This window comes from Nocardioides baculatus, assembly GCF_016735675.1.
In the GTDB taxonomy this organism is placed as follows: Bacteria; Actinomycetota; Actinomycetes; order Propionibacteriales; family Nocardioidaceae; genus Nocardioides; species Nocardioides baculatus.
Window position 1 is genome coordinate 149,964 of record NZ_JAERSG010000007.1, and the last position, 24,190, is coordinate 174,153.

General features: G+C 72.5%; 26 protein-coding genes, 1 other RNA gene and 1 riboswitch. Of the genes, 19 read left to right on the plus strand and 8 right to left on the minus strand.

Features of this window, described 5'->3' with window-relative positions:
* Positions 1–23: 23 nt before the first annotated feature.
* Positions 24–394, plus strand: a transfer-messenger RNA (tmRNA) gene (gene ssrA / locus JI751_RS19600).
* A gap of 69 nt (positions 395–463) precedes the next feature.
* Here the strand turns inward: ssrA and JI751_RS19605 are convergent.
* Positions 464–1,651 carry a glycoside hydrolase family 6 protein gene (locus JI751_RS19605; protein WP_201940407.1) on the minus strand — a complete coding sequence of 396 codons (1,188 nt, stop codon included), beginning with the start codon at positions 1,649–1,651 and terminating at the stop codon, positions 464–466.
* A gap of 152 nt (positions 1,652–1,803) precedes the next feature.
* Here JI751_RS19605 and JI751_RS19610 point away from each other — a divergent pair, with 152 nt between their 5' ends.
* The 3 genes from JI751_RS19610 to JI751_RS19620 all read left to right on the plus strand — a co-directional run bounded on the left by JI751_RS19610 (position 1,804) and on the right by JI751_RS19620 (position 4,304).
* Positions 1,804–3,228 carry an HNH endonuclease signature motif containing protein gene (locus JI751_RS19610; RefSeq protein WP_201940408.1) on the plus strand — a complete coding sequence of 475 codons (1,425 nt, stop codon included), beginning with the start codon at positions 1,804–1,806 and terminating at the stop codon, positions 3,226–3,228.
* 72 nt (positions 3,229–3,300) lie between these two features.
* Positions 3,301–3,798: a GNAT family N-acetyltransferase gene (locus tag JI751_RS19615; RefSeq protein WP_307814397.1), complete on the plus strand. Its 498-nt coding sequence runs from the start codon at positions 3,301–3,303 to the stop codon at positions 3,796–3,798.
* Positions 3,795–4,304, plus strand: coding sequence for a GNAT family N-acetyltransferase (locus tag JI751_RS19620; protein WP_201940409.1), 510 nt, complete (start codon positions 3,795–3,797; stop codon positions 4,302–4,304). The genes JI751_RS19615 and JI751_RS19620 overlap by 4 nt, the downstream gene beginning before the upstream one ends.
* Here JI751_RS19620 and JI751_RS19625 read toward each other — a convergent pair.
* Complete coding sequence (locus JI751_RS19625; protein WP_201940410.1) at positions 4,291–4,644, minus strand: nuclear transport factor 2 family protein; 354 nt, start codon at positions 4,642–4,644, stop codon at positions 4,291–4,293. The two genes, JI751_RS19620 and JI751_RS19625, sit on opposite strands and share 14 nt — an antisense overlap.
* Positions 4,645–4,722: 78 nt before the next feature.
* Between JI751_RS19625 and JI751_RS19630 the strand changes: the two genes are divergently transcribed.
* Positions 4,723–5,544 (plus strand): MerR family transcriptional regulator, encoded by an 822-nt coding sequence (locus JI751_RS19630; RefSeq protein ID WP_201940411.1) that lies wholly within the window; start codon positions 4,723–4,725, stop codon positions 5,542–5,544.
* Here the strand turns inward: JI751_RS19630 and JI751_RS19635 are convergent.
* Both JI751_RS19635 and JI751_RS19640 read right to left on the minus strand, forming a co-directional pair.
* On the minus strand, positions 5,534–6,049 hold the full coding sequence (locus JI751_RS19635; RefSeq protein ID WP_201940413.1) for a putative immunity protein: 516 nt from the start codon (positions 6,047–6,049) through the stop codon (positions 5,534–5,536). The genes JI751_RS19630 and JI751_RS19635 overlap by 11 nt on opposite strands.
* The gene (locus tag JI751_RS19640; protein WP_201940414.1) at positions 6,046–6,918 is read right to left on the minus strand and encodes a cobalamin-binding protein; all 873 of its coding nucleotides are present in this window, start codon (positions 6,916–6,918) and stop codon (positions 6,046–6,048) included. The genes JI751_RS19635 and JI751_RS19640 overlap by 4 nt, the downstream gene beginning before the upstream one ends.
* Before the next feature lie 74 nt (positions 6,919–6,992).
* On the opposite strand from JI751_RS19640, the gene JI751_RS19645 reads away from it, so the two are divergent.
* Both JI751_RS19645 and JI751_RS19650 read left to right on the plus strand, forming a co-directional pair.
* Positions 6,993–9,161 (plus strand): acyltransferase family protein, encoded by a 2,169-nt coding sequence (locus JI751_RS19645; protein ID WP_201940415.1) that lies wholly within the window; start codon positions 6,993–6,995, stop codon positions 9,159–9,161.
* 13 nt (positions 9,162–9,174) lie between these two features.
* Positions 9,175–9,585, plus strand: a complete 411-nt coding sequence (locus JI751_RS19650; protein ID WP_201940416.1) for an HIT family protein — start codon at positions 9,175–9,177, stop codon at positions 9,583–9,585.
* 18 nt (positions 9,586–9,603) lie between these two features.
* Here JI751_RS19650 and JI751_RS19655 read toward each other — a convergent pair whose 3' ends face one another.
* Complete coding sequence (locus JI751_RS19655) at positions 9,604–10,674, minus strand: phosphatase PAP2 family protein (RefSeq protein WP_201940417.1); 1,071 nt, start codon at positions 10,672–10,674, stop codon at positions 9,604–9,606.
* 121 nt (positions 10,675–10,795) lie between these two features.
* Between JI751_RS19655 and JI751_RS19660 the strand changes: the two genes are divergently transcribed.
* The 4 genes from JI751_RS19660 (at position 10,796) to JI751_RS19675 (ending at position 14,838) form a co-directional block, all read left to right on the plus strand.
* Positions 10,796–11,995, plus strand: coding sequence for a TolB-like translocation protein (locus JI751_RS19660; RefSeq protein WP_201940418.1), 1,200 nt, complete (start codon positions 10,796–10,798; stop codon positions 11,993–11,995).
* A 70-nt stretch (positions 11,996–12,065) separates the two neighbouring features.
* Complete coding sequence (locus tag JI751_RS19665; protein WP_201940420.1) at positions 12,066–12,833, plus strand: SDR family NAD(P)-dependent oxidoreductase; 768 nt, start codon at positions 12,066–12,068, stop codon at positions 12,831–12,833.
* A gap of 133 nt (positions 12,834–12,966) precedes the next feature.
* A riboswitch (cyclic di-AMP (ydaO/yuaA leader) is annotated at positions 12,967–13,175 on the plus strand.
* A gap of 2 nt (positions 13,176–13,177) precedes the next feature.
* Entirely contained in the window at positions 13,178–13,699 is a 522-nt protein-coding gene (locus JI751_RS19670; RefSeq protein WP_201940422.1) for a C40 family peptidase, read from the plus strand.
* Between the two features lie 131 nt (positions 13,700–13,830).
* Positions 13,831–14,838 (plus strand): DUF3048 domain-containing protein, encoded by a 1,008-nt coding sequence (locus tag JI751_RS19675; protein ID WP_201940424.1) that lies wholly within the window; start codon positions 13,831–13,833, stop codon positions 14,836–14,838.
* Here the strand turns inward: JI751_RS19675 and JI751_RS19680 are convergent.
* Positions 14,822–15,457: a TetR/AcrR family transcriptional regulator gene (locus JI751_RS19680; RefSeq protein ID WP_201940426.1), complete on the minus strand. Its 636-nt coding sequence runs from the start codon at positions 15,455–15,457 to the stop codon at positions 14,822–14,824. The genes JI751_RS19675 and JI751_RS19680 overlap by 17 nt on opposite strands.
* Before the next feature lie 118 nt (positions 15,458–15,575).
* Here JI751_RS19680 and JI751_RS19685 point away from each other — a divergent pair, with 118 nt between their 5' ends.
* From JI751_RS19685 to JI751_RS19710, 6 genes are read left to right on the plus strand one after another with little or no spacing between them, the layout of a single operon-like run.
* Complete coding sequence (locus JI751_RS19685; protein WP_201940428.1) at positions 15,576–16,112, plus strand: hypothetical protein; 537 nt, start codon at positions 15,576–15,578, stop codon at positions 16,110–16,112.
* Between the two features lie 41 nt (positions 16,113–16,153).
* On the plus strand, positions 16,154–16,708 hold the full coding sequence (locus JI751_RS19690; RefSeq protein WP_201940429.1) for a YqgE/AlgH family protein: 555 nt from the start codon (positions 16,154–16,156) through the stop codon (positions 16,706–16,708).
* 55 nt (positions 16,709–16,763) lie between these two features.
* Positions 16,764–18,080, plus strand: coding sequence for a WD40 repeat domain-containing protein (locus JI751_RS19695; RefSeq protein WP_201940431.1), 1,317 nt, complete (start codon positions 16,764–16,766; stop codon positions 18,078–18,080).
* Between the two features lie 11 nt (positions 18,081–18,091).
* Entirely contained in the window at positions 18,092–18,370 is a 279-nt protein-coding gene (locus tag JI751_RS19700) for a DUF3039 domain-containing protein (RefSeq protein ID WP_201940433.1), read from the plus strand.
* The gene (locus JI751_RS19705) at positions 18,367–20,145 is read left to right on the plus strand and encodes a DEAD/DEAH box helicase (RefSeq protein ID WP_201940435.1); all 1,779 of its coding nucleotides are present in this window, start codon (positions 18,367–18,369) and stop codon (positions 20,143–20,145) included. The genes JI751_RS19700 and JI751_RS19705 overlap by 4 nt, the downstream gene beginning before the upstream one ends.
* Before the next feature lie 28 nt (positions 20,146–20,173).
* Positions 20,174–20,809, plus strand: coding sequence for an IclR family transcriptional regulator (locus tag JI751_RS19710; protein WP_201940437.1), 636 nt, complete (start codon positions 20,174–20,176; stop codon positions 20,807–20,809).
* On the opposite strand, the gene JI751_RS19715 is transcribed toward JI751_RS19710, so the two are convergent.
* A complete protein-coding gene (locus tag JI751_RS19715) occupies positions 20,802–21,275 on the minus strand; it encodes an Lrp/AsnC family transcriptional regulator (protein ID WP_201940439.1) in 474 nt (157 codons plus the stop codon). The genes JI751_RS19710 and JI751_RS19715 overlap by 8 nt on opposite strands.
* An 82-nt stretch (positions 21,276–21,357) precedes the next feature.
* On the opposite strand from JI751_RS19715, the gene hppD reads away from it, so the two are divergent.
* The gene (gene hppD, locus JI751_RS19720; protein ID WP_236666579.1) at positions 21,358–22,590 is read left to right on the plus strand and encodes a 4-hydroxyphenylpyruvate dioxygenase; all 1,233 of its coding nucleotides are present in this window, start codon (positions 21,358–21,360) and stop codon (positions 22,588–22,590) included.
* A 33-nt stretch (positions 22,591–22,623) separates the two neighbouring features.
* Entirely contained in the window at positions 22,624–23,418 is a 795-nt protein-coding gene (locus JI751_RS19725) for a hypothetical protein (protein ID WP_201940440.1), read from the plus strand.
* Between the two features lie 3 nt (positions 23,419–23,421).
* On the opposite strand, the gene JI751_RS19730 is transcribed toward JI751_RS19725, so the two are convergent.
* Entirely contained in the window at positions 23,422–24,162 is a 741-nt protein-coding gene (locus JI751_RS19730; RefSeq protein WP_201940442.1) for an RDD family protein, read from the minus strand.
* Positions 24,163–24,190 lie beyond the last annotated feature (28 nt).

Sequence of the window (24,190 nt, forward strand, 5' to 3'; positions counted from 1 at the left end):
GCACCACCATTGAAAACACAAGAGGGGCTGATCGGTTTCGACTTGGGACGTTAGTTCCAGGGGAAGCGGGTCGAGAAGCCAGCGTCATCTCGTAAACGATCGCTGGAAACCTATAGTTGCCAACTCTGAGCGCAACGACTTCGCTCTCGCTGCCTGAGCAGTGATCGAAGGGTCTGACCGGGCATCCGTCTCCGTCCCGGACCCAGGCCTCATCTAGGAGACTTGCTGGTCACTCTCTGTCAGGAGGGGTGACCGGGACTCAATCCTGACTGGGCCTGTCGGCGACGTGTCTGTGCGAGCGCCGGGGCCGAGAAAAGCGACATCACTGACTGCACCCGGAGAAGACCTGGATCGACGCTCGAGGACCGGGGTTCGATTCCCCGCAGCTCCACGCGCGCAGCCCTCTTGACGACAGCCGCCCCGACTCCGGTCGGGGCGGCTGTCGTGCTGTCGGCGCGGACGCTCAGCGGGGACCGGTGGCGGTCCAGGGCGTGCTGCGGGCCATGTCGAGCGCCCGCTTGGCCACGAAGGGGTCGGCCTGGTTGTAGAGCCACGGCCGGCCGAACCAGACGAAGCCGTCGACGTACTGTGCGGCGATCGTGCGCTGGGGCTCGGGAAGTCCCCACTGCGGGTCGGCCGGACGAGGAGTCGGCGGGATCCCCAGGGTGACGCAGCGCTTCATGGTCGGCGTGGTGCAGGTGCGAGCGTTGTTGCGCACGTCCTTCTTCGACGCGGGGACCATGTCGGGCCAGCGGGTGGGGCGCCCGGATTTCGCGGTGTCGACGATGAAGTGCTTCTCGCCGTAGCCCGCGGCCTGGAGCAGGCCGAGGATCTCGGCGCCGCGGTCGATGTTCTCCACGGGGCCGTTGTAGTGGGTGGAGTCCAGCGCGAAGCCGCGGGCGTACTGGATCCCGGAGAGCTCGAGGATCTCCGCGCAGCGGAAGGACTCCTGTGCGGTTCCGTTCTCGCACCAGTCGGCCGCACCGGCGTCGATGTAGACGCTGGTGTTCGGCAGGGCGCTCAACGTCTGGGTGGCCCAGGTCAGGAGCTCGGACTTCGCGGCACGGTCCGGGGCGCAGAGCAGGAACGGGCCGTCGGGCTGCATCACCACAAGCATGTGCGCGTCACCGATGCCGGCAGCCAGCTCGGAGATCCAGGTGCGATAGCTCGCGGCCTCGGCCGGCGTGGTCGGTCGCTGGCAGGCCTTGCCCTCCCACGGCTTCATCCGGAAGACCGCCACCTGGGCGAGGGTCTCCGGGTTGCCGGCCTGGGCGGACGCGAGGTAGCTGGTGACCGTAGAACGGATCCTGCGGTCGGGGACGAACGAGCCGTACCACTTCGTGCGCGGGCGGTCGGCGATGGTGGCCAGCGCCTCGCGGGTGGTCCCGGACGAGCGCGTGAAAGGCCGCCACACCTGGTCCTGCGGCCCGCGGTAGACGCCCCACAGGCGCCCCGCCAGCGGGTTCGTCGGGTTCTCGGTGTGCGGCGGCGCGGGCGCGAGCCAGACCGGCAGTGCCTCCGCGCGGGCCCGGGGAGCTCCGACTCGGTGGTCCGACGTCTCCGGCGCTCCGGCGCCGGACGCGGGCACGGCGAGCGGCGCCGCCACCAGGACGGCGGAGGCGAGGACGCGGACGAGCGGTGCGAGGAACATGGTCCGCACATCGTGCGGGAGCCAGGCTGGGTGCCGTGGGCTTTTCGCCATATCCGATGTCTCGGTCGAGCGCATGATCTTCGTTCGACCTGCAAGAACCCTCCGAAGTGACTTGATCCAGGCCGATGGGGCCAAGCACTATAATCGAACACATGATCGACACGCTGGCGGGTCCCGGGGCAGGTGAGGCAGACGCCCTCACCGGCTCTGACCTGCTCGCGGCCCTGCGCGAGAGGCGGGTCGACGAGAACCGTGCCGCTGCCGATCAGCTGGACCTCGCCGCGCGGTGGGCGGACCTGCACCCGCCCGAGTCCATCCACTCCGCGGCCGCGTTCACCGTCCCCGGCACGGACCACGAGGAACCTCTCGCCGGTGAGGGGTGCCCACTGGTGGCGGAGTTCTGCGTCGCCGAGCTCGGCACCGTCCTGGGGATCTCGTCGACCTCCGCGAAGAAGCTGATCGGTCACGCCCTCGAGCTGCGCCACCGGCTGCCGCGGTTGTGGGCGCAGGTCCAGGCTGGATCTGTCCCGGCCTGGCGCGCACGGTCGGTTGCGGAGACGACCATCCACTCGACGCCCGCCCTGACCCGTGAGGCCGCTGGGTTCGTGGACGCCCAGGTCGCCGCGGTCGCGGGTGGGGTCGGTCCCGCGCAGCTCGACCGGCTCGTGGCCGAGACCATCAAGCGCTACGACCTCGCCACCCCCGACCCGGCTGCGGATCCGGAGGACGGCTACCTGTCCGTCGACCCGCGCCACGCGACCCTGCATGACGAGGACGTCCACTTCGCGGGCACCATGCGGTTCGAGGCAGAGCTCGACCTCGCCGACGCCCTGGACCTCGACCGCGAGCTCGCCCACCACGCCGCACAGCAGAAGGCCCTCGGCTCCACCGAGTCCCTCGATGTACGCCGCTCCAAGGCCCTCGGCGACCTCGCCCGCACCCAGACCGCACTCGACCTCGTGACCGGAGACGCCCGGAGTCAGGGCCGAGACCCCGAGGACGGACTCCCAGCCGCCCGCGAGGTCGTGCTCCACGCCCACTTCTCCGCCGAGTCCGTCGGCGAGCAGACCGTCTTCGGTCCCACCGGCCGACTCGAGGAAGGCCAGCGGCTCCTGCTGCTCGACCAGGTCCAGTCCTGGTGCGGCGACAGCCGGACGAAGGTCACCATCAAGCCCGTCATCGACCTCAACGCCGAGCTGGCCGCACCCGGCTACGCGATCCCCGACCGGATCCGCGAACAGGTCATCCTCCGCGACCGCACCTGCGTCTTCCCGTGGTGCACGAGACCGGCCCGCGGCTGCGACGTCGACCACGTCATCGAGTACGACCACCAGGCAGGGGCCGAAGGCAGGTCACAACCCGGCCCCACAAGCCCCCGCAACCTCGCCTGCCTGTGCCGGTTCCACCACCGCCTCAAGACCCACACCGCGTGGCGCTACCGCGTCATTGGACCGGGCTGCTTCGAGTGGACCAGTCCCCACGGCCATCGGTTCCGACGCGACTTCACCGGCACGCGACTGATCGACGAGCCTGAGACACCCCCGCCGCCCGGCATCCCACGACCCCGTCGACGATGACCCCGCCCCGCACCCCCTGATCGAGGTCCGATCAGGGGTCGAGGCGCGCCCCGGTGTGGCAGCGTGCGTCCCGTGACCGTGCTGGCGACCCTGCAGACCACCGACGGCTCCGTGACCGTGAGGCGGGCCGTCCGCGGTGACGTGCCGCGCATCGTCGAGCTCCTCGTCGACGACCCTCTGGGGTTCGCTCGCGAGGGAGGTGACGGCGCCGAGGCGATGGAGCCGTACGTCCTCGCCTTCGAGGCCGTCGACGCGGATCCCGCCCACCTGCTCGTGGTCGCCGAGGACGGCGGTCGGGTGGTGGCGACCCTCCAGCTCAGCTTCCTCCCCGGACTGGCGCGCCGGGGCGCGCTGCGGGCCCAGGTCGAAGGCGTCCGGGTGCACCCCGGCAGGCGCAGCAGCGGCCTGGGGAGCGCCCTGCTCGAGTGGGCGAGGATCGAGGCCGAACGTCGCGGATGCGCGCTCATCCAGCTCACGAGTGACAAGCGGCGCGCGGACGCCCACCGGTTCTACTCGCGGCTCGGCTACGTCCCCTCGCACGAAGGCTTCAAGCTCGGGCTGCCGCGATGAGCGCACCCCTCGACCCGACGTCGCTCCGCATCGCGCCGCTGACGCGCGCTCACGCGGAGGACCTGGCGACGTGGGCCTACGACCCGCCGTACGACGTCTACGACATGGTGGGCGCCGACCCGGACGAGCTGCTCGACCCGGCACTCGGCTTCCACGCCGTGCTGGCCGGCGACGAGCTGATCGGCTTCCGGTCCTTCGGTCCGGACGGCCAGGTCCCCGGCTGGGACTACGACGACTCCGCGCTCGACACGGGCGGTGGCCTGCGCCCGTCGTTGACCGGCCAGGGCCTCGGCCGGGCCGTGATCGCGGCCGGTCTCGACTTCGGCCGCGCGCAGTTCGCGCCTGCGGCGTTCCGGGTGACCGTCGCCGGCTTCAACGCCCGCGCCCGCCGTACGGTCGAGTCGCTCGGCTTCGTGCACGCCGGGTCGTTCGCGGCGGCGCGCGACGGCCGGCCGTTCGACGTGCTCGTGCGCGACGAGGGCCGCGTGCTCGCTACGGGGCGATGACCAGCTCGGAGATGAGGTCGTCGGCCAGGGTGAAGGCGTAGCGGAGATCGGCGACGCCGCCGGGGAAGTCGCCCTCGATGTGGATCACCGCGACCCAGTGCGCGTCGTCGACGCGCTCCCCGCCGACGAGGGTGGACGTGTAGGTGTACTCGCTCCCCGCGTTCTCCAGGAAGTCGAGCACCTCGGCCGTGCCACGGAAGGCGTGGCCGTCGTCGAGGACGACGGCGTCGGGCGTGAACGTGCGGATCGCGACGTCTGCCTCGCGAGCGGTGTGCGCTGCGAGGTAGGCGCGGATGGTGGCCGGCAGGTCGGTGGGCTGGATCTCGGTGGAGGTCGTCATGGCTCCACCGTGGCTGGTCCCGCAGCGGGAGGGTCAAGGACGGGACTCTCTCCCCGGGGGAGGGTGCAGACTGCGGCCATGCTGGCGATCGGTGAGTTCTCCCGCCTCACGCACCTGAGCGTGCGGACGTTGCGCCGCTACCACGACCTGGGCCTGCTGGTGCCTGCGCGCGTCGACCGGTCCACCGGCTACCGGTCCTACACGTCCGACCAGATCCCCACCGCACAGGTCATCCACCGCCTGCGCGAGCTCGACGTGCCCCTCGCGGACGTCCGACGCATCATCGCCTCGACCGACCCCCACAGCCGGTCGACCCTCGTCACCGAGCACCTGGTGCGGCTGGAGGCCGAGCTGGACCGGACCCGTGCCGCAGTCGTGTCGCTGCGTCGCCTGCTCGACCCCGACCCGGTGCCGGTGAGCGTCGAGCTGCGGGCGGTGCCCGAGACGACAGTGGCGGCGATCGAGGACGACATCGAGCTCGACGACGTGATGGCCTGGTACGCCGGAGCGATGGCCGAGCTGGACGCCGCGGTCGGCGACCGGACCGGTCCGCCGGGTGGCGTCTACGACAACGCGCTCTTCGAGGAGGGGAAGGGCCACGTGCTGGTGCACGTGCCGACGGCCGACCCACCTCATCGGGGTCGGGTGCACCCGGTGACCTTGCCGGCGGTCGAGCTGGCCGTCGCGACCCACGTCGGCCCGCACGACGACGCCGATGTCACGTATGGCGAGCTCGGGTCGTGGGTCGTCGCGAACACGCTCGCAGTTGCGGGGCCGGTCCGTGAGACCTACCTGGTCGGGCCGGCCGACGACCCGGACCCGTCCGCCTGGCGCACGGAGATCAGCTGGCCGATCTTCCGCGTGTCCCAGGTCCCGTCGCCCGGACCGGTCAGGCGCTGAAGACGTCCCAGCAGATGTCGTTGCGACGACGCTGGTCGTCGAGGACGAGGTCGCGTACGGCGTCGGGGAGCCGGTCCCGCTGCCACCGGCACTCGGCGTCACGGGTCTCCTCGCGCTGATCGGTCGGCGCGGCGGCGACGGCCGCCTTGATGGCGTACGCCGCCGCGCCGAGGTCGTGCTCGGCCACGTGGGCGACGACGGCCGCCTGACCGGCGGCGTAGGCCGCGAACCGCGGCGCACCGCTCAGGTCGCGGGCCGCACCCATCGCGTGGCCGCCGAGGGCTCGTGTCGCCATCATCGCGGCGTCGCCCGCGGCCCAGGTGCGGGCCGCCTCGATGGCCTGCCGCGGCCGGGAGTCGTCCGGGCGCGAGGCCTCGAAGAGGGGGAGCACGTGCTCGGCGCAGTCCGCCGCCCAGAGGGCGAGGAGCCGGTGGTGCTCGTCGGTGAGCGAGCCGCCACGGCGGATGGTCACGAGGCGCGGGTCGCGGACCTTCGGCAGGATCACCCGTCGACCCGGCGGGCCGCGATCGACAGCCCCCGCGGGTGCAGGATCTCCGCCAGCACCTCGACGCCGTCGACGAGCCGCGGCCCCGGGCGGGCGAAGTGGCCGTCGGCGTCGACGGCCCACACGGGCACGTCGGGGAAGCGGTGGCGGACGGCCTCGGCGAGCGGCGTGCTGCCGTCGAGGTCGAAGCCGCAGGGCGCGCACACGACGAGGTCGGGGTCGGACCCGACGGCCTCGTCCCAGGTGATCCGGCTCGACCGGGTGCCGGCGACGCCGAGCGTGGGCTCGCCTCCGGCGCGGGTGACCATCTCGGGGATCCAGTGGCCGGGGGCGAACGGTGGGTCGGTCCACTCGAGCACGAGGACCCGTGGCCGGGGATGCCCGGCGACGCGCGCCTCGACGGCCGTGAGCCGCTCCTCCAGCGACGCGACGACGGCAGCCGCCTCGGCCTCCCGGTCCGTGCGCCGGCCGACCTCGAGGATCGAGGCCAGGACGTCGTCGAGGGTGTGCGGGTCGGTCGTGACGACCTCGGCGCGGCAGCCGAGGTGCGTGAGCGCCTCGTCGACCGTCGAGACGTCGATCGCGCAGACGGCGCACAGGTCCTGGGTGACCACGAGGTCGGCGTCCAGCTCGGCCAGCGCGCCCGCGTCGAGCCGGTAGAGGTCCTCGCCGGCCGCCATCGCCGCGCCGACGAAGTCGTCGATCTCCTGCGGCGTGAGTCCTTCGGGCATCGCCGAGGTCGACACCACGCGGCGCTCGCGCGCCTGGGCGGGGAAGTCGCACTCGAACGTCACGCCGACCACGTCGTCCCCCGCCCCGACAGCGAACAGGATCTCGGTGGCCGACGGGATCAGGGACACGATGCGCACGTCTGGACCCTAGGCGCTCGACCACCCGTGCCGAAGCCCCGGCGATCCCGTCCTCCCCGAACTACGATGCGCCCGTGACCGTCGGCGCTCGATCTCCCGAGGCGCCAGCAGCCGGCGAGGCCGCCACGGCGCGTGACTCGCACGACCGGACCTTCCGCTCGGACATCCAGGTCCTGCGCGCCGTCGCCGTGCTCCTCGTGGTGGCCTCGCACGTCCTCGGGGTGCCGGAGGGCGGGTTCGTCGGCGTCGACGTGTTCTTCGTGATCTCCGGCTTCCTGATCACGCGCATGCTCCTGGACTCGGCGGGTCGGCCGTGGCGCGAGGTGGTCTCCCACTTCTACGCGCGCCGGGCGCGACGGATCCTGCCCGCGGCGCTCACCACCCTGGCCGTCACGTCCGTGGCGTCCTGGCTGCTCCTCAGCAGGGGCCGCGCCGACAGCATCGCCACCGACGCGGTCTGGGCGGCCCTCTTCGGCGCCAACTGGCACTTCGCCGACATCGGCACCGACTACTTCACGTCCACGGCCCCGCCGTCGCCGCTCCAGCACTACTGGTCGCTGGCCGTCGAGGAGCAGTTCTACGTGGTCTGGCCGCTCCTGCTGGCCGTCGCGTTCGCGGCACTGCGCGCCCGCGGACGTCGTACGGCGACCGGGGTGGCGCTGGCGCTCGCCGGCACCATCGCGGCCACGAGCTTCGTCTGGGCCTGCTGGCAGAGCGCCGATGCGCCGACCGTCGCCTACTTCTCCACCTTCACCCGGGCCTGGGAGATCGCCCTCGGAGCGGTCGTCGCGTGCTCGGCAACGGCGTGCGGACGGCTCCCGCACCGGCTCCGCGACGGCCTCGTCCTCGGCAGCCTCGCTGCGATCGCCCTCGCCGCCTTCGTGATCACGGAGCAGACGACCTTCCCCGGGCCGGGTGCCGCGCTGCCCGTGCTGGCCGCGGCGGTCTTCCTCGCCGCCGGCACCGGCGTACGACGTCCGCTCGACACCCATCGCCTGCTGGCCCGCCGCTCCGTGCTGCACCTCGGCGTGCTGTCGTACTCGATCTACCTCTGGCACTGGCCGGTCCTGATCCTCGCCAGGGAGACGCTCGCGGTCGAGCCCTGGGTGCGCAACGTGGTCGTGCTGGGGCTGACGCTGGTGCTGGCGGAGGTGACCTACCGCCTCGTCGAGCGTCCGTTCCTCGCAGCCGGCAGCCGGACCCGCGTCCCCCGCTGGAGGTGGGGCGCCGTCGCTGTCGCGGCCGCGGTCGTGGCCGCGGCGGCCGTGCCGGGCCCGGGGGCCGGTCCGGACGAGCTGTCGGAGCAGGACCTGCCGGTGCTGGCGGCGCCAGCGGGCTCGACGGACACGGCCGGCGCCATGATCGGCGTCCTCCAGAACCAGCTGGCCGAGGCGCTCGCGACACCGGACTTCCCCGACCTCGTCCCGTCGATCCGCGAGCCGCTCGCCGGCGTGCCCGAGGAGATGACCGACTTCGACGCGAAGTGCCTGAACCCGCCCGACCCCACCGACGCGTCCGCGTGCACCTTCGAGGCGCTGAACCCCAACGGGCGCACCGTCGTCCTGATCGGCGACTCGATCGCCACGTCGTGGCTGCCGGGCATCCGCGCGGCGCTGGGCCCGGAGGGCTTCGCGGTGCACGCCGTGACGTTCTCCAGCTGCCCGCCGGCCCTGGTCGACTTCGCCCTCGACCCCCAGCCCTGGCAGGAGGAGTGCGCGGAGGGTCGTGCCGCCGCCCTCGACCAGCTCGAGGAGCTCCAGCCCGACCTCGTGATCGGCTCGGTGCACCAGGACGCCTTCGGCGGCGTCCGCGTCGAGCCGGGGCAGCCGGACATCCACAGCACCTACGTGCGAGGCCTCCTCGAGGTCGGCGAGCGCGTCCGGGCGGCGGGAGCACGCTTCGTCCTGCTGGGGCCGCCGCCGCACGCGCCCAACCCGCTCGGCTGCGGCGGCCCGCTCCAGCACCCGGTCGACTGCGAGTCGAGCACGCTCGGCAACTTCGACGCGACGACGTACGTCTTCTCCGACGCCGCGCAGCAGGGTGGCTTCGGCTTCGTCAACACCGCGCCCTGGTTCTGCGTCGACACCCGCTGCCCGGCCTTCGCGGGCGGGCGGCTGATCCGCTTCGACGACGCCCACCTCACCCGCCAGTTCTCGACCTACCTCGCGCCGCTCCTGCGCGAGGTGCTCAACCTCGAGCTGATCGCAGCCGGCGAGAGCGAGCAGGCCACGGCCGGTGGATGAGAGGCTGCCGGACGTGAGCTCCTGCATCTTCTGCCAGATCATCGCCGGCGACCTGCCCGCGGAGACGGTGCTCGAGACCGACGACCTGGTGGCGTTCCTCGACACCCGACCGGTGTTCAAGGGTCACGTGCTGCTGGTGCCGCGCGAGCACGTCGACACCCTGCCCGACCTGCCGGCCGCGTTGCGCGACCCGTTCCTCGCCGCGGCACAGCAGATCGCCGTCGCGGTCAAGGACGCGCTCGGCGCGCAGGGGTCGTTCGTGGCGATCAACAACACCGTCAGCCAGTCGGTGCCGCACCTGCACCTGCACGTGGTGCCGCGCACCAAGGGCGACGGGCTGCGCGGGTTCTTCTGGCCACGGACGAAGTACGCCGACGGCGAGGCGGCGTCGTACGCCGAGCAGCTCCGCGTGGCGCTGGCCTGACGGACCAGGCCCGGCTGCTCAGGCCTGACGGCTGCCGATCGCGGTGCGCTCGGTCTGGTCGACGGCGTCGAGGGCGGCCCGGAAGGTCCAGGGCTCGTCGCGTCGCCGCAGGGGATTGCCGGTCGCGCGGGCCCCGATGACGAAGGCCGCGGCGCCGACCCCGATCCCCGCCAGGACGTCGACGAAGAAGTGCCAGCCGAGGTAGATCGTGGCCACCATCGTCAGCGCGAGGAAGGTCCAGGCCGCGGCCCGGATGAGCATCGGCAGGCGCATCGCCTCGACCACCAGGCAGATGGTCAGCATCACGGCGACGTGCAGGGAGGCGAAGGCAGCGATCGTCTGCACCGTGTGGGTGTCCCACGGCCCGCCGAGCACCTCGATCCGGTCGGAGAGCAGCACGTCGCGCACGTCGGTGTTGGGCGTGTGCGGCAGCGACGCGAACCACTGCGGGGAGGAGTACGTCGGTCCGAGCGAGGGCACCGCGTAGTAGAGCGCGGCACCGAGCAGCCAGTCGACCGAGACCGCGGTGACGTACCACGCGCCGTAGGTCGACCGGCGGGTCCACACCAGAGCGACCGCCAGGCTGGCCGGCACCAGGCCGATCCAGATCAGGTAGACGGCCGCCATCAGCCAGTTGGCCCAGGTCGTGCCGAGGACGTCGTGGAGGACCACCGCCGGGTCGTGGCCGAGCCAGACCAGCCGGTCGAGGCGCGCGAGCTCGGGGTCGGCGATCCGGTCGGTGACGAACGGGACGTAGCTCTTGAGGTTGCGGAAGGCGACGTAGGCGACGTACCACGTCACCAGGCCGCTCAGCGTGAACCTGATCTGGTCGCGGTTCCACCGCTCCACGAACACCGCGCGCAGCGACGGCCGGCCGGCGGCCCCGTTGCGACGGGCCAGCAGCAGCCACCGGGTGAGGACGTCGAGCGCCACCGCCGACGCCACGATGACCGGCAGCCGGAACCAGGTCGGCAGGGAGGCGCCGTCGGGGTCGCGCAGGGGCAGGTGGAACGTCCACGCCACCAGCGCGGCTGCCATCGCCATGGCTGCCGCCACGACGGCGGCTGCCCGGAACTCCCCCCGACCCATGGGCCCACCGTAGCGACGGTGGGGCCGAGGGGCATCTTCCTGCACCCGACCTCCACCACTGGTCTGGTCGCGCAACCGATCGGCCCCGTGGTGCGTCTTGACAGGAGACAGAGGGGGACACATGCGACACGCACACATCTCGGGGCTCGTCCCGGCGGCCACTGCGGCCGCGACGGCAGCGCTGCTCGGGCTCACGATCCTCGCCGCACCGGCAGGAGCCCAGCTCCCGGACCGCGACCTGCGCGCCACACCGACCATCCCGCTGACGGGCACCGTCACAGTGGAGCAGCTCGGCCAGGACTCGGTCCTGGCGACCGTCGCGACCTACCGCTCCGGTGCGCCCGAGGCGCCGCTCGACGCGCAGGCGCTGGAGGTGATCACGCCCGGCGGCGCGCGCCACATGGTCTGGTCCACGGTGGTCCGGGCGACCCGACGGGGCGAGCGCACGGGCTACTTCCGCCTCAACGACTGGCGCCCGGAGCTCCACACCGCGCTGCTCCGGTTCACGCACGCCCGCAGCGGCGACACGCTGGTGTCGTACGACGTCGTGACCGGCGAGCAGCGGGAGGTCCCGGCCCCGCTGCGGGCGGCCACCGTCGCGCTGAGCCCCGACGGCTCGGGTGTCCTCTTCACCACCTACCCCCGACCGCGCAGCAGCGGCCGGGTCGGCATCCTCGGCTGGGACGGCGCCACGACGTGGCTGCCGGCCCGCGGCACCGGTGAGGCCATCACCTCCACGGACGGGCGCACCCTCGTGACCGTCGACCGGGAGCGCTGGTGGGTCACCGACCTGCTCGCCCGCACCAGCACGTCCGTCGCCACCCGGGGCTACTGCGCCCCGCGACGCTGGGTCGACGCCGACTCGGTGGTGGCCTCGTGCAGCAAGGGACGGGGCAGCCAGCTGCGCCGGGTCGACCTGGCCGGCACCTCCGGGCCGCTGGGCGTCCGCCACACGATGCGTCCCGCGCGCACCGGCCCGCCGATCATGAGCGACGACGACGTACGCACCGTGCAGGGGCGCGCCTACTACGAGTCCTACGGCGGGTGCGGGGGAGCGGTGCTCACCCGGCGGACCGCCGCGGGCGCGGTCAGGATCGTCCGGGTGCCCGGCGACCGGGGCGCGCTGTCGCTGGTCGGCTCGCGTGGCGACGACCTCCTCATCGCGCACATCGACGACGACTGCGGCTCGCCTGGCGCTCGGAGCGTCCTCAGCCTGTTCGACCCGGTCAGCAGGGACGAGACCCACCTGACGGTGCTCCGACGCACCCAGTCGTGGGACGAGGTCGTCGCGGCCGCCGAGGTCCGGGCGTGGATCTGGTGAGGTTCGGCCCCTGAGGTCCCGACGGCTAGGGTCAGCCGCGGCACACCCCCCGAGCTGAGGAGTCATCGAGATGGGTCGTTTCGACCGCCGCGTCGCCGTCATCACCGGAGCAGCCCGAGGCATCGGCTTCGGCATCGCCCGGCGCTTCGCCAGTGAGGGCGCCTCGATCGCGATCCTCGACCTCGACGAGTCGGCTGCCCAGGAGGCCGCCGGCCGGCTCGAGCTCACCGACGGGGCGCGCGCGATCGGCGTCGGCTGCGACGTCGTCGACTCGGCCGCCGCCGGAGCCGCCGTGCAGCGCGTGGTCGACGAGCTCGGCGGGATCCACATCCTCGTCAACAACGCCGGCGTGACCCGCGACAACCTGCTCTTCAAGATGACCGAGGACGACTGGGACGTCGTCATGGGCGTCCACCTCAAGGGCGTCTTCAACATGACCAAGGCCGCGCAGGTGCACTTCGTGGAGCAGAAGTACGGCAAGATCCTCAACCTCTCCAGCGTCTCCGCCCTCGGCAACCGCGGCCAGGCCAACTACTCCGCCGCGAAGATGGGCATCCAGGGCCTCACCCGCACGCTCGGCATCGAGCTCGGTCCCTTCGGCATCACCGCCAACGCCATCGCCCCGGGCTTCATCGCGACCGAGATGACCGACGCCACCGCCCGCCGGCTCAAGATGGAGCCCGAGGAGCTGCAGCGGCTCAACGCCGAGGCCACGCCCGTCCGACGTGTCGGCCAGCCCGAGGACATCGCCGCGGCGGCTGCCTTCCTGTGCAGCGACGATGCGTCCTTCGTCACAGGCCAGACCCTCTACGTCGACGGTGGTCGCAAGCTCGGGTGAGCGTGAAGTCGAGTGATGCACTCGACTTAATGTGAGGGATTCCACAGGAGCCGGTCCACGGGGGCGCTGGCCACGGTTTGCGCGCCCCGAGGACGTCTGTCACGTTGGTCCGCGGTCGTTCACGACCGCACCGTCCCGGACAACGCCGAGTCCTGCCCGGCCGGGACGACCCCCGAGATCTTCGAGGGCAGGAGTGGGGGACCCACAGGTTCCACTGCCGATCACCATCCGCGTGTCGGCTCGGGGTCAAGTCGTACGTGTCCTCATCGGGGAGGACCTGCGGCCGGGCACTTTCCAGCCCGCACCCGACAGCTCACCTCACAGGCGTGGGAAAGGAATCATCCATGCCTGCGACTCGTACGGCGCGAGCCTCCGCGCTCGCCCTGGCCGGGCTGGGGCTCGCCGCCTCCACCCTGACCGCCCTCCCCGCAACCGCCGCCGAGCAGACCGACGTGCGGACCGACGTGCGGACCCGCACGGTCGCCCAGCGCGTCAGCGCGCGGGTCGTCAGCGCCAAGGACATCGCGATGCGCCAGCGCGGCGACGCGTACGCCTACGGCGCCGCCGGACCGGACCGCTTCGACTGCTCGGGCCTGGTGTTCTACAGCTTCCGCCGTGCCGGGTTCTCCGTGCCGCGTACGTCGGGGGCCCAGGCGGGCTTCACCCGCCGGATCGCGAAGAAGGACATGCGTGCCGGTGACCTGATGTTCTTCTACGGCAGCGGTGGCGTCTACCACGCCGCGATCTTCCTGAAGTGGTCGCACGGCCACGCCGTGATGGTCCACTCGCCGGGCTCGGGCCAGCGGGTCCGGGTGGCCGTCCCGTGGACGTCGAGCTGGTTCGGCGGGACGCTGCGCCGCCGGTGACAGGCCGTTCTTGGTAGGCAGGTCCTGCTGACCTACTGTGTGGCGCGCCTTCCCGGAAGCGGGAGGGCGCGCCTCCACACTTCAAGGCAGCCTGACCTTTCAAGCAGCCCCCGCTCGCAAGGAGTTCGCCCGTGCGTCACCGTTTCACCACCTCCGTCGCCGCGGTCGTCGCGGCCTCCCTCCTGCTGGCCGGTTGCAGCGGCGGGGACGACGAGGAGCCCGCGAGCGCGTCCGCACCGTCGGAGCCGACGTCGTCGGCGACCAGCGAGCCGCCGGAGCCGATGTACTGGCCGCTGACCGGCCTCGAGCGCACCGGGGACGCGCCCAGGCACCCCGTGATCGTGACCAAGGTGGACAACACCTCGTCCAGCGCCCCGCAGGTCGGCCTCGGCTCGGCCGACATGGTCGTGGAGGAGCTCGTCGAGGGTGGTTACACGCGCCTTGCGGCGTTCTACTACTCGAAGGTGCCCGCCGACATCGGGCCCGTCCGGTCGATGCGCGCCAGCGACATCAGCATCGTCCCCGAGGGTGCGACCGTGGTGACCAGCGGTGCGGCCCCGATCACCATCAAGCGGATCAACGGCGCCGGCATCCCGTGGATCACCGAGGGCGCCGCCGGCGTCTACCGCGACAACTCGCGCTCGGCGCCGTACAACCTGTTCGCCAAGCTGCACGACATCTCGAAGCGGCTCAAGGCCAAGGAGGAGCCGCCGGCCTACCTCCCGTGGGGCACCGAGGCCGACCTGCCGAAGGGCGGCAAGGCGAGCACGCTGACCGCCGACTTCGGCGGGCACTCGACGACCTGGGCGTTCCAGAAGGGCGGCTACGTCAACACCGACTCCTACGCCGCGCAGGGCGACCAGTTCCCGGCCGACTCCGTGCTCGTGCTGCGGGTCAAGGTCGGCGACGCCGGCTACAAGGACCCCGCCGGCTACCCGGTGCCGGAGACGAAGTTCGCGGGCAAGGGCGCGGCGATGCTGTTCCACGGCGGCCGCCTCGTGCGCGGCACCTGGACCAAGGACGGCCTGACCGGCGCCATCGAGCTGTCGACGAAGGCCGGCGAGCTGACGGTCCCTGCGGGCCACGTGTGGGTCGAGCTCGTGCCGGCCGTCAACGGCAACGTCACGTTCGCGAAGTGACCCCGCTGGCCGCGCCGCTCTCCAGGAGCTGACGCAGCCCGTCCATGATGAAGCCGATGGCGGCGTCGACCCGGGCGGCCGCTGCCGCCGGGTCGTCGCTCACGGCGACGGACCCGCCGGCCGCCGACATCGCGCCGAAGAAGATGCGCGTGAAGGTGTCGAGCATCTGGTCGTCGAGGGCCCACTCGTCCCCGGCCAGCACGGAGCGCACGATCTCGTCGACGATGGCGTAGGTCGAGCGCTCCTCCTGCTCGCGGAACCGCTCGTGCCCCAGCACCGAGGGGCCGTCGGAGATGACGACCTGGCGGTAGCCCGGCTCCTGCACCGCCTCGAGGAAGGCGTGCAGCCCGGCGCGGGCCTTCTCCCACGGGTCGGAGCGGCCCTCGGTCGCCCGGCCGATGCTCGCCGTCGCGCGCGACTCGATCCGCTCGAAGGCGGCCTCGAAGATCGCCTGCTTGCCGCTGAAGTGGTGGTAGAGCGCGCCCTTGGTGACGTCGGCGCCCGCGACGATCGCGTCGAGCGACGTCGCCGCGTAGCCGTGCTCGGTGAACAGCTGCTCGGCCACGTCCACGAGCGCGCGCTTCGTGGAGTCCGAGTAGCGCTGCCGCCGGGTCCGCATGGGGGCACCCTAGTTCTGATCCCCGTGACCCGACTCACCCGCAGAGGGTTTGAACGACGACTGCGCGGTGGCCATACTCAAAGTACGTACCTTCGGTATGTCACCTGAGGAGACCGCCATGACCTGGACGTCCCACCACCGCCGCGCCGACGTGCTCCGCGACGTGATCCGCGCCGCCGACGAGCGCCTCGACGGACAGCTGCCGCTCGACACCCCCGGCGTCACCGAGACCTTCGGCGACGAGCTGAGCCTGCTCGGCGCACTCCAGCTGCGCTGGCACACCCGCCTGGCCGGCCACGTCGAGCGCCGGCTCAGCGACCAGCCCCTCGACCTCGAGAACGCCGTCGCGCTCGCCTGGCTCGCCGCCGCCGACGACCTGCCCGGGATCCGGGCGGTCCTCGACCACCACGTCGCCCACCCCACCAGCCCCGAGATGGCTCGCGTGATGGCCGTCGCCACCGGCAAGGAGCACGAGATGCTCGCCCTGATGGCGGGCCGCGCCAGCGCCCCCGGTCCCGCGGCCCAGCGGGTCGGCCGCGCGATCGAGCTCGGCGCGCGGACGTCGTACGTCCCCGGGCGCAGGTCGCGCACCCCGTCCCGGTCCGCCGGCACCTCCTCGCTCGTCGGACGGATCAGGGCGGTCCTGGCGGCCTGACCGGTGCCGCCGGGCTCCTCGGTCCTGACATAGTGGACGGCATGCAGCTCGCATCGGGGATGCTGCTGGTCGCGACGCCGGCACTGCAGGACCCCAACTTCGTCGACACGGTCGTGCTGCTGCTCGACGTCAACGACGAGGGTGCGCTGGGCGTCGTGCTCAACCGGCCCTCGCAGGTCCTGGTCGCCGACGTGCTCGAGCCGTGGCGCGAGGTCGTCGCCGAGCCGGAGGTGCTGTTCCGCGGCGGTCCGGTCGGCACCGACGGCGCGCTGGCGGTGGCCCGGCTCCGCGACGCGGGCGACCCGCCGGTCGGCTGGCGTCCAGTGGCCGGGCTGCTGGGCATGGTCGACCTCGACACCCCGACGGAGCTCGTCGACGGGTCGCTGAGCGCGATGCGGGTCTTCGCCGGCTATGCCGGGTGGGGCGCCGACCAGCTCGCCGGCGAGGTCGACGAGGGCAGCTGGTACGTCGTCACCTCGGAGTCCGGCGACGCCTTCCGCGGCGACACGAGCGGCCTGCGGCGTGACGTGATGCGGCGCCAGCCGGGGATGCTCGCCTGGCACGCCAACCGCCCCGTCGACCCCGACCTCAACTGATCCACCGGCGCAACCATCCGGCGCCGAGCGGCGTCTCCGACCCGTGAGGACCCCGATGCGTGCTGTCCTGTCCCTCCTGCTCGCCCTCGCGCTGTCAGGACTGGGGGTCGCGCCGAGCCCCGCCGAGCCGGCGGCGGACCACCGCGCGGAGGTCAACCGCGTCTCCGACACCGTGCTGCCCGGCGAGCGCTTCGACTACCAGCGGGAGAACTGGCGCGTCCGCGAGGCGGAGGGCCTCCCGCGCTGGCTGCACCAGCGGCGCGGCCGCCTCACCGGTACGGCGCCCCGGCTGGGACGGTGGCGGATCGTGCTCGACGAGCGCGGCGTCGGCAAGCAGCGCGGCACGAGCCGTCGTACGGTCCTGGTGGTGCGGTCGGTCACCGAGCGGGCCGCGCCCGGCACTGTCCTCGTCTCGCAGGGACTCGACGGGCGTCCGGCGAACAAGGCGAGCACCCAGGTGACGATCTCCGGGGACGGCAGCACGGTCGTCTTCTCGTCCTTCGCCACCAACCTGGTGCCCGGGACGACGGAGTCCGTCGGTCGGATCTACGCCTGGGACGCCTCCACCCAGCAGGTGTCGCTGCTCCACCCGGAGCCCTGGGCGCGGATCCTGGGGGTCGCTCGCGACGGACGACGCGTGCTGGTGGGCCTCTCGGCAGGAATCTTCCTGCTCGACCGCGCCGACGGCTCCCAGACGCAGGTGACGACGCGGACCGCCACCCGTGCTGCACTGACCGCGGACGGTGAGCGGGTGGTCTACCAGGAGGCGCCGGGGGGCGTGCCGTCCCAGCTGGTGGAGTGGACCCGCGGCACCGGCACGACGCGGACCGTCGTCGCCGACCTCGGGGGCAGTGACCTGGTGGGCGTCTCCTCCGACGGCCGGCTGGCCCTGCTCACGGGCGACAACGAGAGCGAGCTCCTCGACACCACGACCGGAGACGTCCGCGGCGTCGGGCGGCTCGGGGTCGAGGGCGGCTATCCGGAGATGTCGAGCGTGTCCGACGACGGCCGGCTGCTCGCGGTCCACGGGTCGGGTCCGGCGGGCGGGCACGGCCACGGCGGGGACCGGGTCGACGTGGTGCAGGACGGCGGGCTCGGTGGACCACGAGGGCCGAGGCACAACCCGGGTGCCGCGATCACGCCGGACGGCACGCGCTACGTGGTCGCCACCGCGACGCGCCACCTGCGGGTCGTCGACGTGGCGACGGGAGCCCGCACGTCCCCCTTCCTCGCACCGCCGGGTGGCGAGGAGCACGGAGCCGCGCTGAGCGACGACGCCGCGCGGCTCGCGTACGTCAGCGACGCGAGCGACCTGCTCCACGGCACCCGCCGCGGCGTTGCCAACGTCTACGTGTGGGTCGGTCCGCGTTAGGCTCTCCCATCATGAGCACCATCGGATTCTCGCCGGGCAGCCAGACGATCGAAGAGCGTCAGACCGTCCCGACCGACGAGGGTGATCACGAGCGGTTCTCGCACTACGTGCCCAAGGACAAGCTCACCGAGGCGATGGTCATGGGCACCCCCGTGATCGCCCTGTGCGGCAAGGTCTGGGTCCCGTCTCGTGCCCCGGAGAAGTTCCCGGTGTGCCCGGAGTGCAAGGAAGTGTGGGAGTCCATGAAGCCCGGCGGGGACGGCTCGGACGGCTCGGGTCCCGAGGCGTGACGGGGCGCCCCGACGCGCCCCTGCCCCCCGCGTGGCCCGACCGGGCCGCCTGGGGCACCGCGCCCTCCCTCCGTGCCTGGCAGCAGGCCGCGGTCGACGACTACCGCGCCCGCCAGCCGCGTGACTTCCTCGCCGTCGCCACGCCCGGCGCCGGCAAGACGACGTTCGCCCTGACCGTCGCCGCCGACCTGCTGAGCCGCCGCATCGTCGACCGGATCACCGTGGTCGCGCCCACCGAGCACCTGAAGACCCAGTGGGCCGAGGCGGCGGCGAGGGCCGGCATCCCGATCGACCCGGCCTACAGCGCCGGCAAGGGCAGGACGTCCGACGACTACGTCGGCATCGCGGTGACCTACGCCGGTGTCGCGGTCAACCCGCTCGCGATGCGGATCCGCACCGAGCGGTTCAAGACGCTGGTGATCCTCGACGAGATCCACCACGCCGGTGACGCGCTGTCGTGGGGCGACGGGGTGCGCGAGGCCTTCGACCCGGCCACCCGCCGCCTGTCGCTGACCGGCACGCCCTTCCGCTCCGACATCAACCCGATCCCGTTCATCACCTACGCGCCCGGCGACGACGGCATCCCCACCTCGACGGCCGACTTCACCTACGGCTACGCCCACGCGCTCGCCGACCACGTCGTGCGCCCGGTGCTGTTCATGGCCTACTCCGGCGAGATGACGTGGCGCACCCGCGCCGGCGACGAGATCGCCGCCCGGCTGGGCGAGCCGCTCACCAAGGACATGCACGCCCACGCACTCCGTACGGCCCTCGACCCGCAGGGGTCGTGGATGCCCGCGGTGCTGCAGGCGGCCGACAAGCGCCTGTCGGAGGTACGCCGGCACGTGCCCGACGCCGGCGGGATGGTCATCGCCAGCGACCAGGACTCCGCCCGCGCCTACGCCGCGCTGCTGAAGAAGATCAGCGGCGAGGCGCCGACCGTCGTGCTCTCCGACGAGAAGGGCGCGTCGAAGAAGATCGCGACCTTCACCGAGTCCGACAAGCGGTGGCTCGTCGCGGTGCGGATGGTGTCCGAGGGCGTCGACGTGCCGCGGCTCGCGGTCGGCGTGTGGGCGACCACGACCTCGACGCCCCTGTTCTTCGCGCAGGCGGTCGGCCGCTTCGTGCGGGCCCGCTCGCGCGGCGAGACCGCCTCGGTGTTCCTGCCGTCGGTGCCGCACCTGCTGGAGTTCGCCTCCGACATGGAGGCGCAGCGCGACCACGTGCTGGGTCGACGGGTCACCGACGAGGACGACATCTTCGCGGCGGAGGAGGGCCTGCTCGCCGCCGCCAACGCGGAGGACGCCGCCTCCGGCGAGCTGGAGATGTCGTGGGAGGCGCTCGGCTCGACCGCGTCGTTCGACCACGTGCTCTACGAGGGCGCACAGTTCGGCCACTCCGGCGAGGTGCTCGCGGGCTCGGAGGAGGAGATGGACTTCCTCGGCATTCCCGGCCTGCTCGAGCCCGACCAGGTCCGCGAGCTGCTGCACTCCCGGCAGAGCGAGCGCGCGCGCAAGCGGACGATCGAGGGCAACGGCGACCGGGTCGTCGACTCCGTCGAGCAGCTCAGCACCCACCAGCAGCTCGGTGTCCTGAGGCGCGAGCTCAACGGGCTCGTCGCGGCCTGGCACCACCGCACCGGTCAGGCGCACGGGATCACCCACTCGGCGCTGCGCAAGGAGTGCGGTGGCCCGCCCGCCGCGGTCGCCAACGCCGAGCAGCTCGCCGAGCGGATCAACCGGATCCGCGAGTGGGCGATGAAGCAGACCTCCTGACGCGGACTCGGTCATCTAGGCTCCCTCCGTGCCATCGGAGACCTCCCAGACGCTCGACCGCGGCCTGCGGGTCCTGCGGGTGCTGGCCGAGAGTCCGGAGGGGCTCACGGTCACCGAGCTGTCGGGCCGGCTCCAGGTCAACCGGACGGTCGTCTACCGGCTGATCAGCACCCTCGAGCAGCACGGCCTCGTACGCCGCGACGCGCGGTCGCGGCTGTTCATCGGCCTCGGCGTGCTCCACCTCGCGAGCGCCGTTCAGCCGCTGCTGCGCGACCTCGCGATGCCGGTGCTCCGCTCGCTCGCGGACACGCTCGGCTCGACGGCGCACCTCACGGTGGCCGACGGCGACGAGGCGCTGGCGCTGGCGGTGGTGGAGCCGACGTGGACCGACTTCCACGTCTCCTACCGGGTCGGCGCCCGCCACGCGCTGTCACAGGGGGCGGCCGGCAAGGCCATCGCGCTGCTCGACGTCGACGAGCCGGCGTACGCCGTCACGAGCGGCGAGCTCCAGTCCGGTGCCCGCGGCCTGGCCGCTCCCGTGCGCGGTGTCGAGGGGCTGCGCGCGAGCGTCGGGATCGTCACCCTCGACGGCGCGATCGACGAGGACGTCGTGGCCCCGCAGGTGATCGCGGCGGCCGGCGAGGTGGCCGAGCGGCTCAGGTGACGGCGGCCCGGGCGAGCGGCACCACGCGGTGCGGGATCTGGGTGGCGAGGGCGATCACCGTCGTCGAGCGGTCGATGCTCGGCTCGGTGAGCACCTGGTCGATCACCCGCTGGAGGTCGGCGTTGGAGCGGGCGACGACCCGCGCCCACATGTCGCCGACGCCCGTGATCGTGTAGGCCTCGAGCACCTCGGGGATCTCCGCGAGGTGCTCGGCGACCGCCTCGTGGCCGACCGACCCGCCGGAGCCCTGCCGGATCTCGAGGGTGAGGAACGCCATCACCGGGAAGCCGATCGCCTCGGGGGAGAGGTCGGGCCCCCAGCCGGTGATCACGCCGGCCGCGGTGAGCTTGTCGAGGCGGGCCTGCACGGTGCCGCGCGCGATGCCGAGGCGCCGGCTCGCCTCGAGCACGCCGAGCCGTGGCTCGTGGGCGAAGATCTCGATCAGCTTGCTGTCGATTCCGTCCATCTGCGCCGCCTTGACTGTGCAATGTGCCCAACGTTTCGTCGTACTGTTGCACACCTTGCGTCGGTTTGGGCAGGCTGAGGCCATGACGACTGACATCGCCTCGACCGGTGGCGCCCTGACCGTGGACGAGATGAAGGCCGACCTCTCGCTGGAGCAGCTGCGCCAGCTCGTCGGTCTCGTGGAGTACGACGCCGACTCCGACCCCTTCCCGGTGACCGGGTGGGACGCGATCTGCTTCGTGGTCGGCAACGCCACCCAGGCCGCGCACTACTACGCCTCCGCGTGGGGCATGGAGCTCATCGCCTACGCCGGCCCGGAGAACGGCACCCGCGACCACAAGTCGTTCGTGCTCAAGTCGGGCTCGATCAAGTTCGTCGTCAGCGGTGCGGTCTCGCCCGACAGCCCGCTCATCGCTCACCACGCCAAGCACGGCGACGGCGTCGTCGACATCGCCCTCGAGGTGCCCGACGTCGACCAGTGCATCGCCCAGGCCCGCAAGGCCGGCGCGACGGTCCTGCGCGAGCCGGAGACGGTCACCGACGAGCACGGCTCGGTCCGCGTCGCGGCGATCGCGACCTACGGCGAGACCCGGCACACGCTCGTGCAGCGCACGATCGACGGTGAGACCTACGGCGGTCCCTACCTCCCCGGCTACGCCACCGCCGCGCCGCGCTGGGAGAAGCGCGAGGGCCAGCCCAAGCGGCTCTTCCAGGCCCTCGACCACATCGTCGGCAACGTGGAGCTCGGCAAGATGGACGAGTGGGTCACCTACTACAACAAGGTGATGGGCTTCGTGAACATGGCGGAGTTCATCGGTGACGACATTGCCACCGACTACTCCGCGCTCATGTCGAAGGTCGTCGCCAACGGCAACCACCGCGTGAAGTTCCCGCTCAACGAGCCGGCCGTCGCGAAGAAGAAGTCGCAGATCGACGAGTACCTCGAGTTCTACGACGGCCCCGGCGCCCAGCACCTCGCCGTCGCGACCAACGACATCCTCGCCAGCGTCGACGCGCTCCGGGCCAACGGCGTCGAGTTCCTCAACACCCCCGACTCCTACTACGAGGACCCCGAGCTCCGCGCGCGCATCGGCGAGGTCCGCGTGCCGATCGAGGAGCTGCAGGAGCGCGGCATCCTGGTCGACCGCGACGAGGACGGCTACCTCCTCCAGATCTTCACCAAGCCCCTCGGCGACCGTCCGACGGTCTTCTTCGAGCTCATCGAGCGCCACGGCTCCCTCGGCTTCGGCAAGGGCAACTTCAAGGCGCTCTTCGAGGCCATCGAGCGCGAGCAGGACGCCCGCGGCAACCTCTGAGGCTCCGCTCGGCACGTTTGAGATGCTGAGCCCATGATGATCCGCCCGGCCGAGCTGGCCGCGATCAAGGCCGGCACGATCGACCTCGCGTTCCGGCGCTGGGCGAAGCCGCGGGTCGTGGTCGGCACCCGGATGCGTACGGGCGTCGGCCTGATCGAGGTCACCTCGGTCGAGCGGGTCAGCGTCGCGAGCCTGCGGGCCGACGACGCCCGGCGAGCGGGCGCGCCGTCGCTGGCCGCGCTCACGAAGGCGCTGGCGGTCCGGTCGTCCGACCCGGCGTGGCGGATCGGACTGGCGTACGCCGGCCCCGACCCGCGCGAGGCGCTGCGGGCCGCGGTGCCCGACGCGGACGAGGTCGCGGCCATCACCGCGCGGCTCGACCGGCTCGACGCGTCGTCGTCCTACGGCGCCTGGACGCGCGAGACGCTCGACCTGATCGACCTCAACCCCACCGTGCGCGCGCCTGACCTGGCTGCCCAGGTCGGGCGGGAGACCGCGGACTTCAAGAAGGACGTGCGCAAGCTCAAGGAGCTCGGCCTCACCGAGTCGCTGGCGATCGGCTACCTGCTCTCGCCGCGCGGCGAAGCGGTCGTCGACGCCGGGCTCGACACGCCCCGGGTGCGGGCGCCGCGGGAGCAGGGCACGCCGCTGCCGCGGAACATCGGCGCTCCGGCGACCCGGGCCCTGCGCGAGGTCGGCGTCACCACGCTCGAGCAGGTGACGGCGTACTCCGCCGAGCAGCTCGCCGCGATGCACGGGGTCGGGCCGATGGCGATCGGCCGGCTGGGCGAGGCGCTCGCCGAGCGGGGACTGTCGTTCGCGCCCTGAGGCTCAGGGGTCCTGCAGCACGCGGGTGCCTGCGGTGAGGTCGTGGATCGCACGCTTGCGGTCGCTCGCGGCCCACAGGTGGTCGAGGAGCTGGAACACGAGCACGACGAGGGCGAAGATCGCGATGACGGCGACCGAGCGGGTGGCGAGGGCGACCGGGATGATCAGCCAGCCCGGACCGAACTGGGTCAGGATCCGGCGCACCACCATCGACCACGACAGCCGGCCCTCGCCGCTCGCCGGCACCACGCGGAGCCGCAACGCACGCTTGCCGACGGTCGCCGACCGGGTCCGGAGCATCACCGCGTAGTAGGCGACGACGGCGATCGCGGGCAGCGCCACCAGCCAGAGCCAGCGGTCGAGGTAGGCGTCGGCGAAGCCGGACCAGTAGTCCGTCATGGCGGTGCCGGGGTCGCTTCCGTAGGTGAGGGCGTCCGTGAGCTTCTGGGACTCGATCTGGAGGTCACGCTGCAGGCCGACCTGGCCGGGCAGGCCGACGACATAGCTGATCGCGCCGACGATGAAGCCGTCGATCAGGTACGCGCCCGCGCGACGCCACCAGCCGGCGTCCGTCGGGCCGCGGTCCGGCAGCGACGTCGCGCCCGCCCACTGGCCGCCGTCCCACCACCGCAGCCCGCCGGGCGGGCTCGGCCACGGATCGGCGTACCACCCCGGAGGGGGCTGCTGGCTGCTCAGAGCGGTGCTCCGTCGCAGCAGTTGGCCTTCATGTGGCAGTGCGGGCACAACCAGCGCGTGGCGATCGGGTCGAACT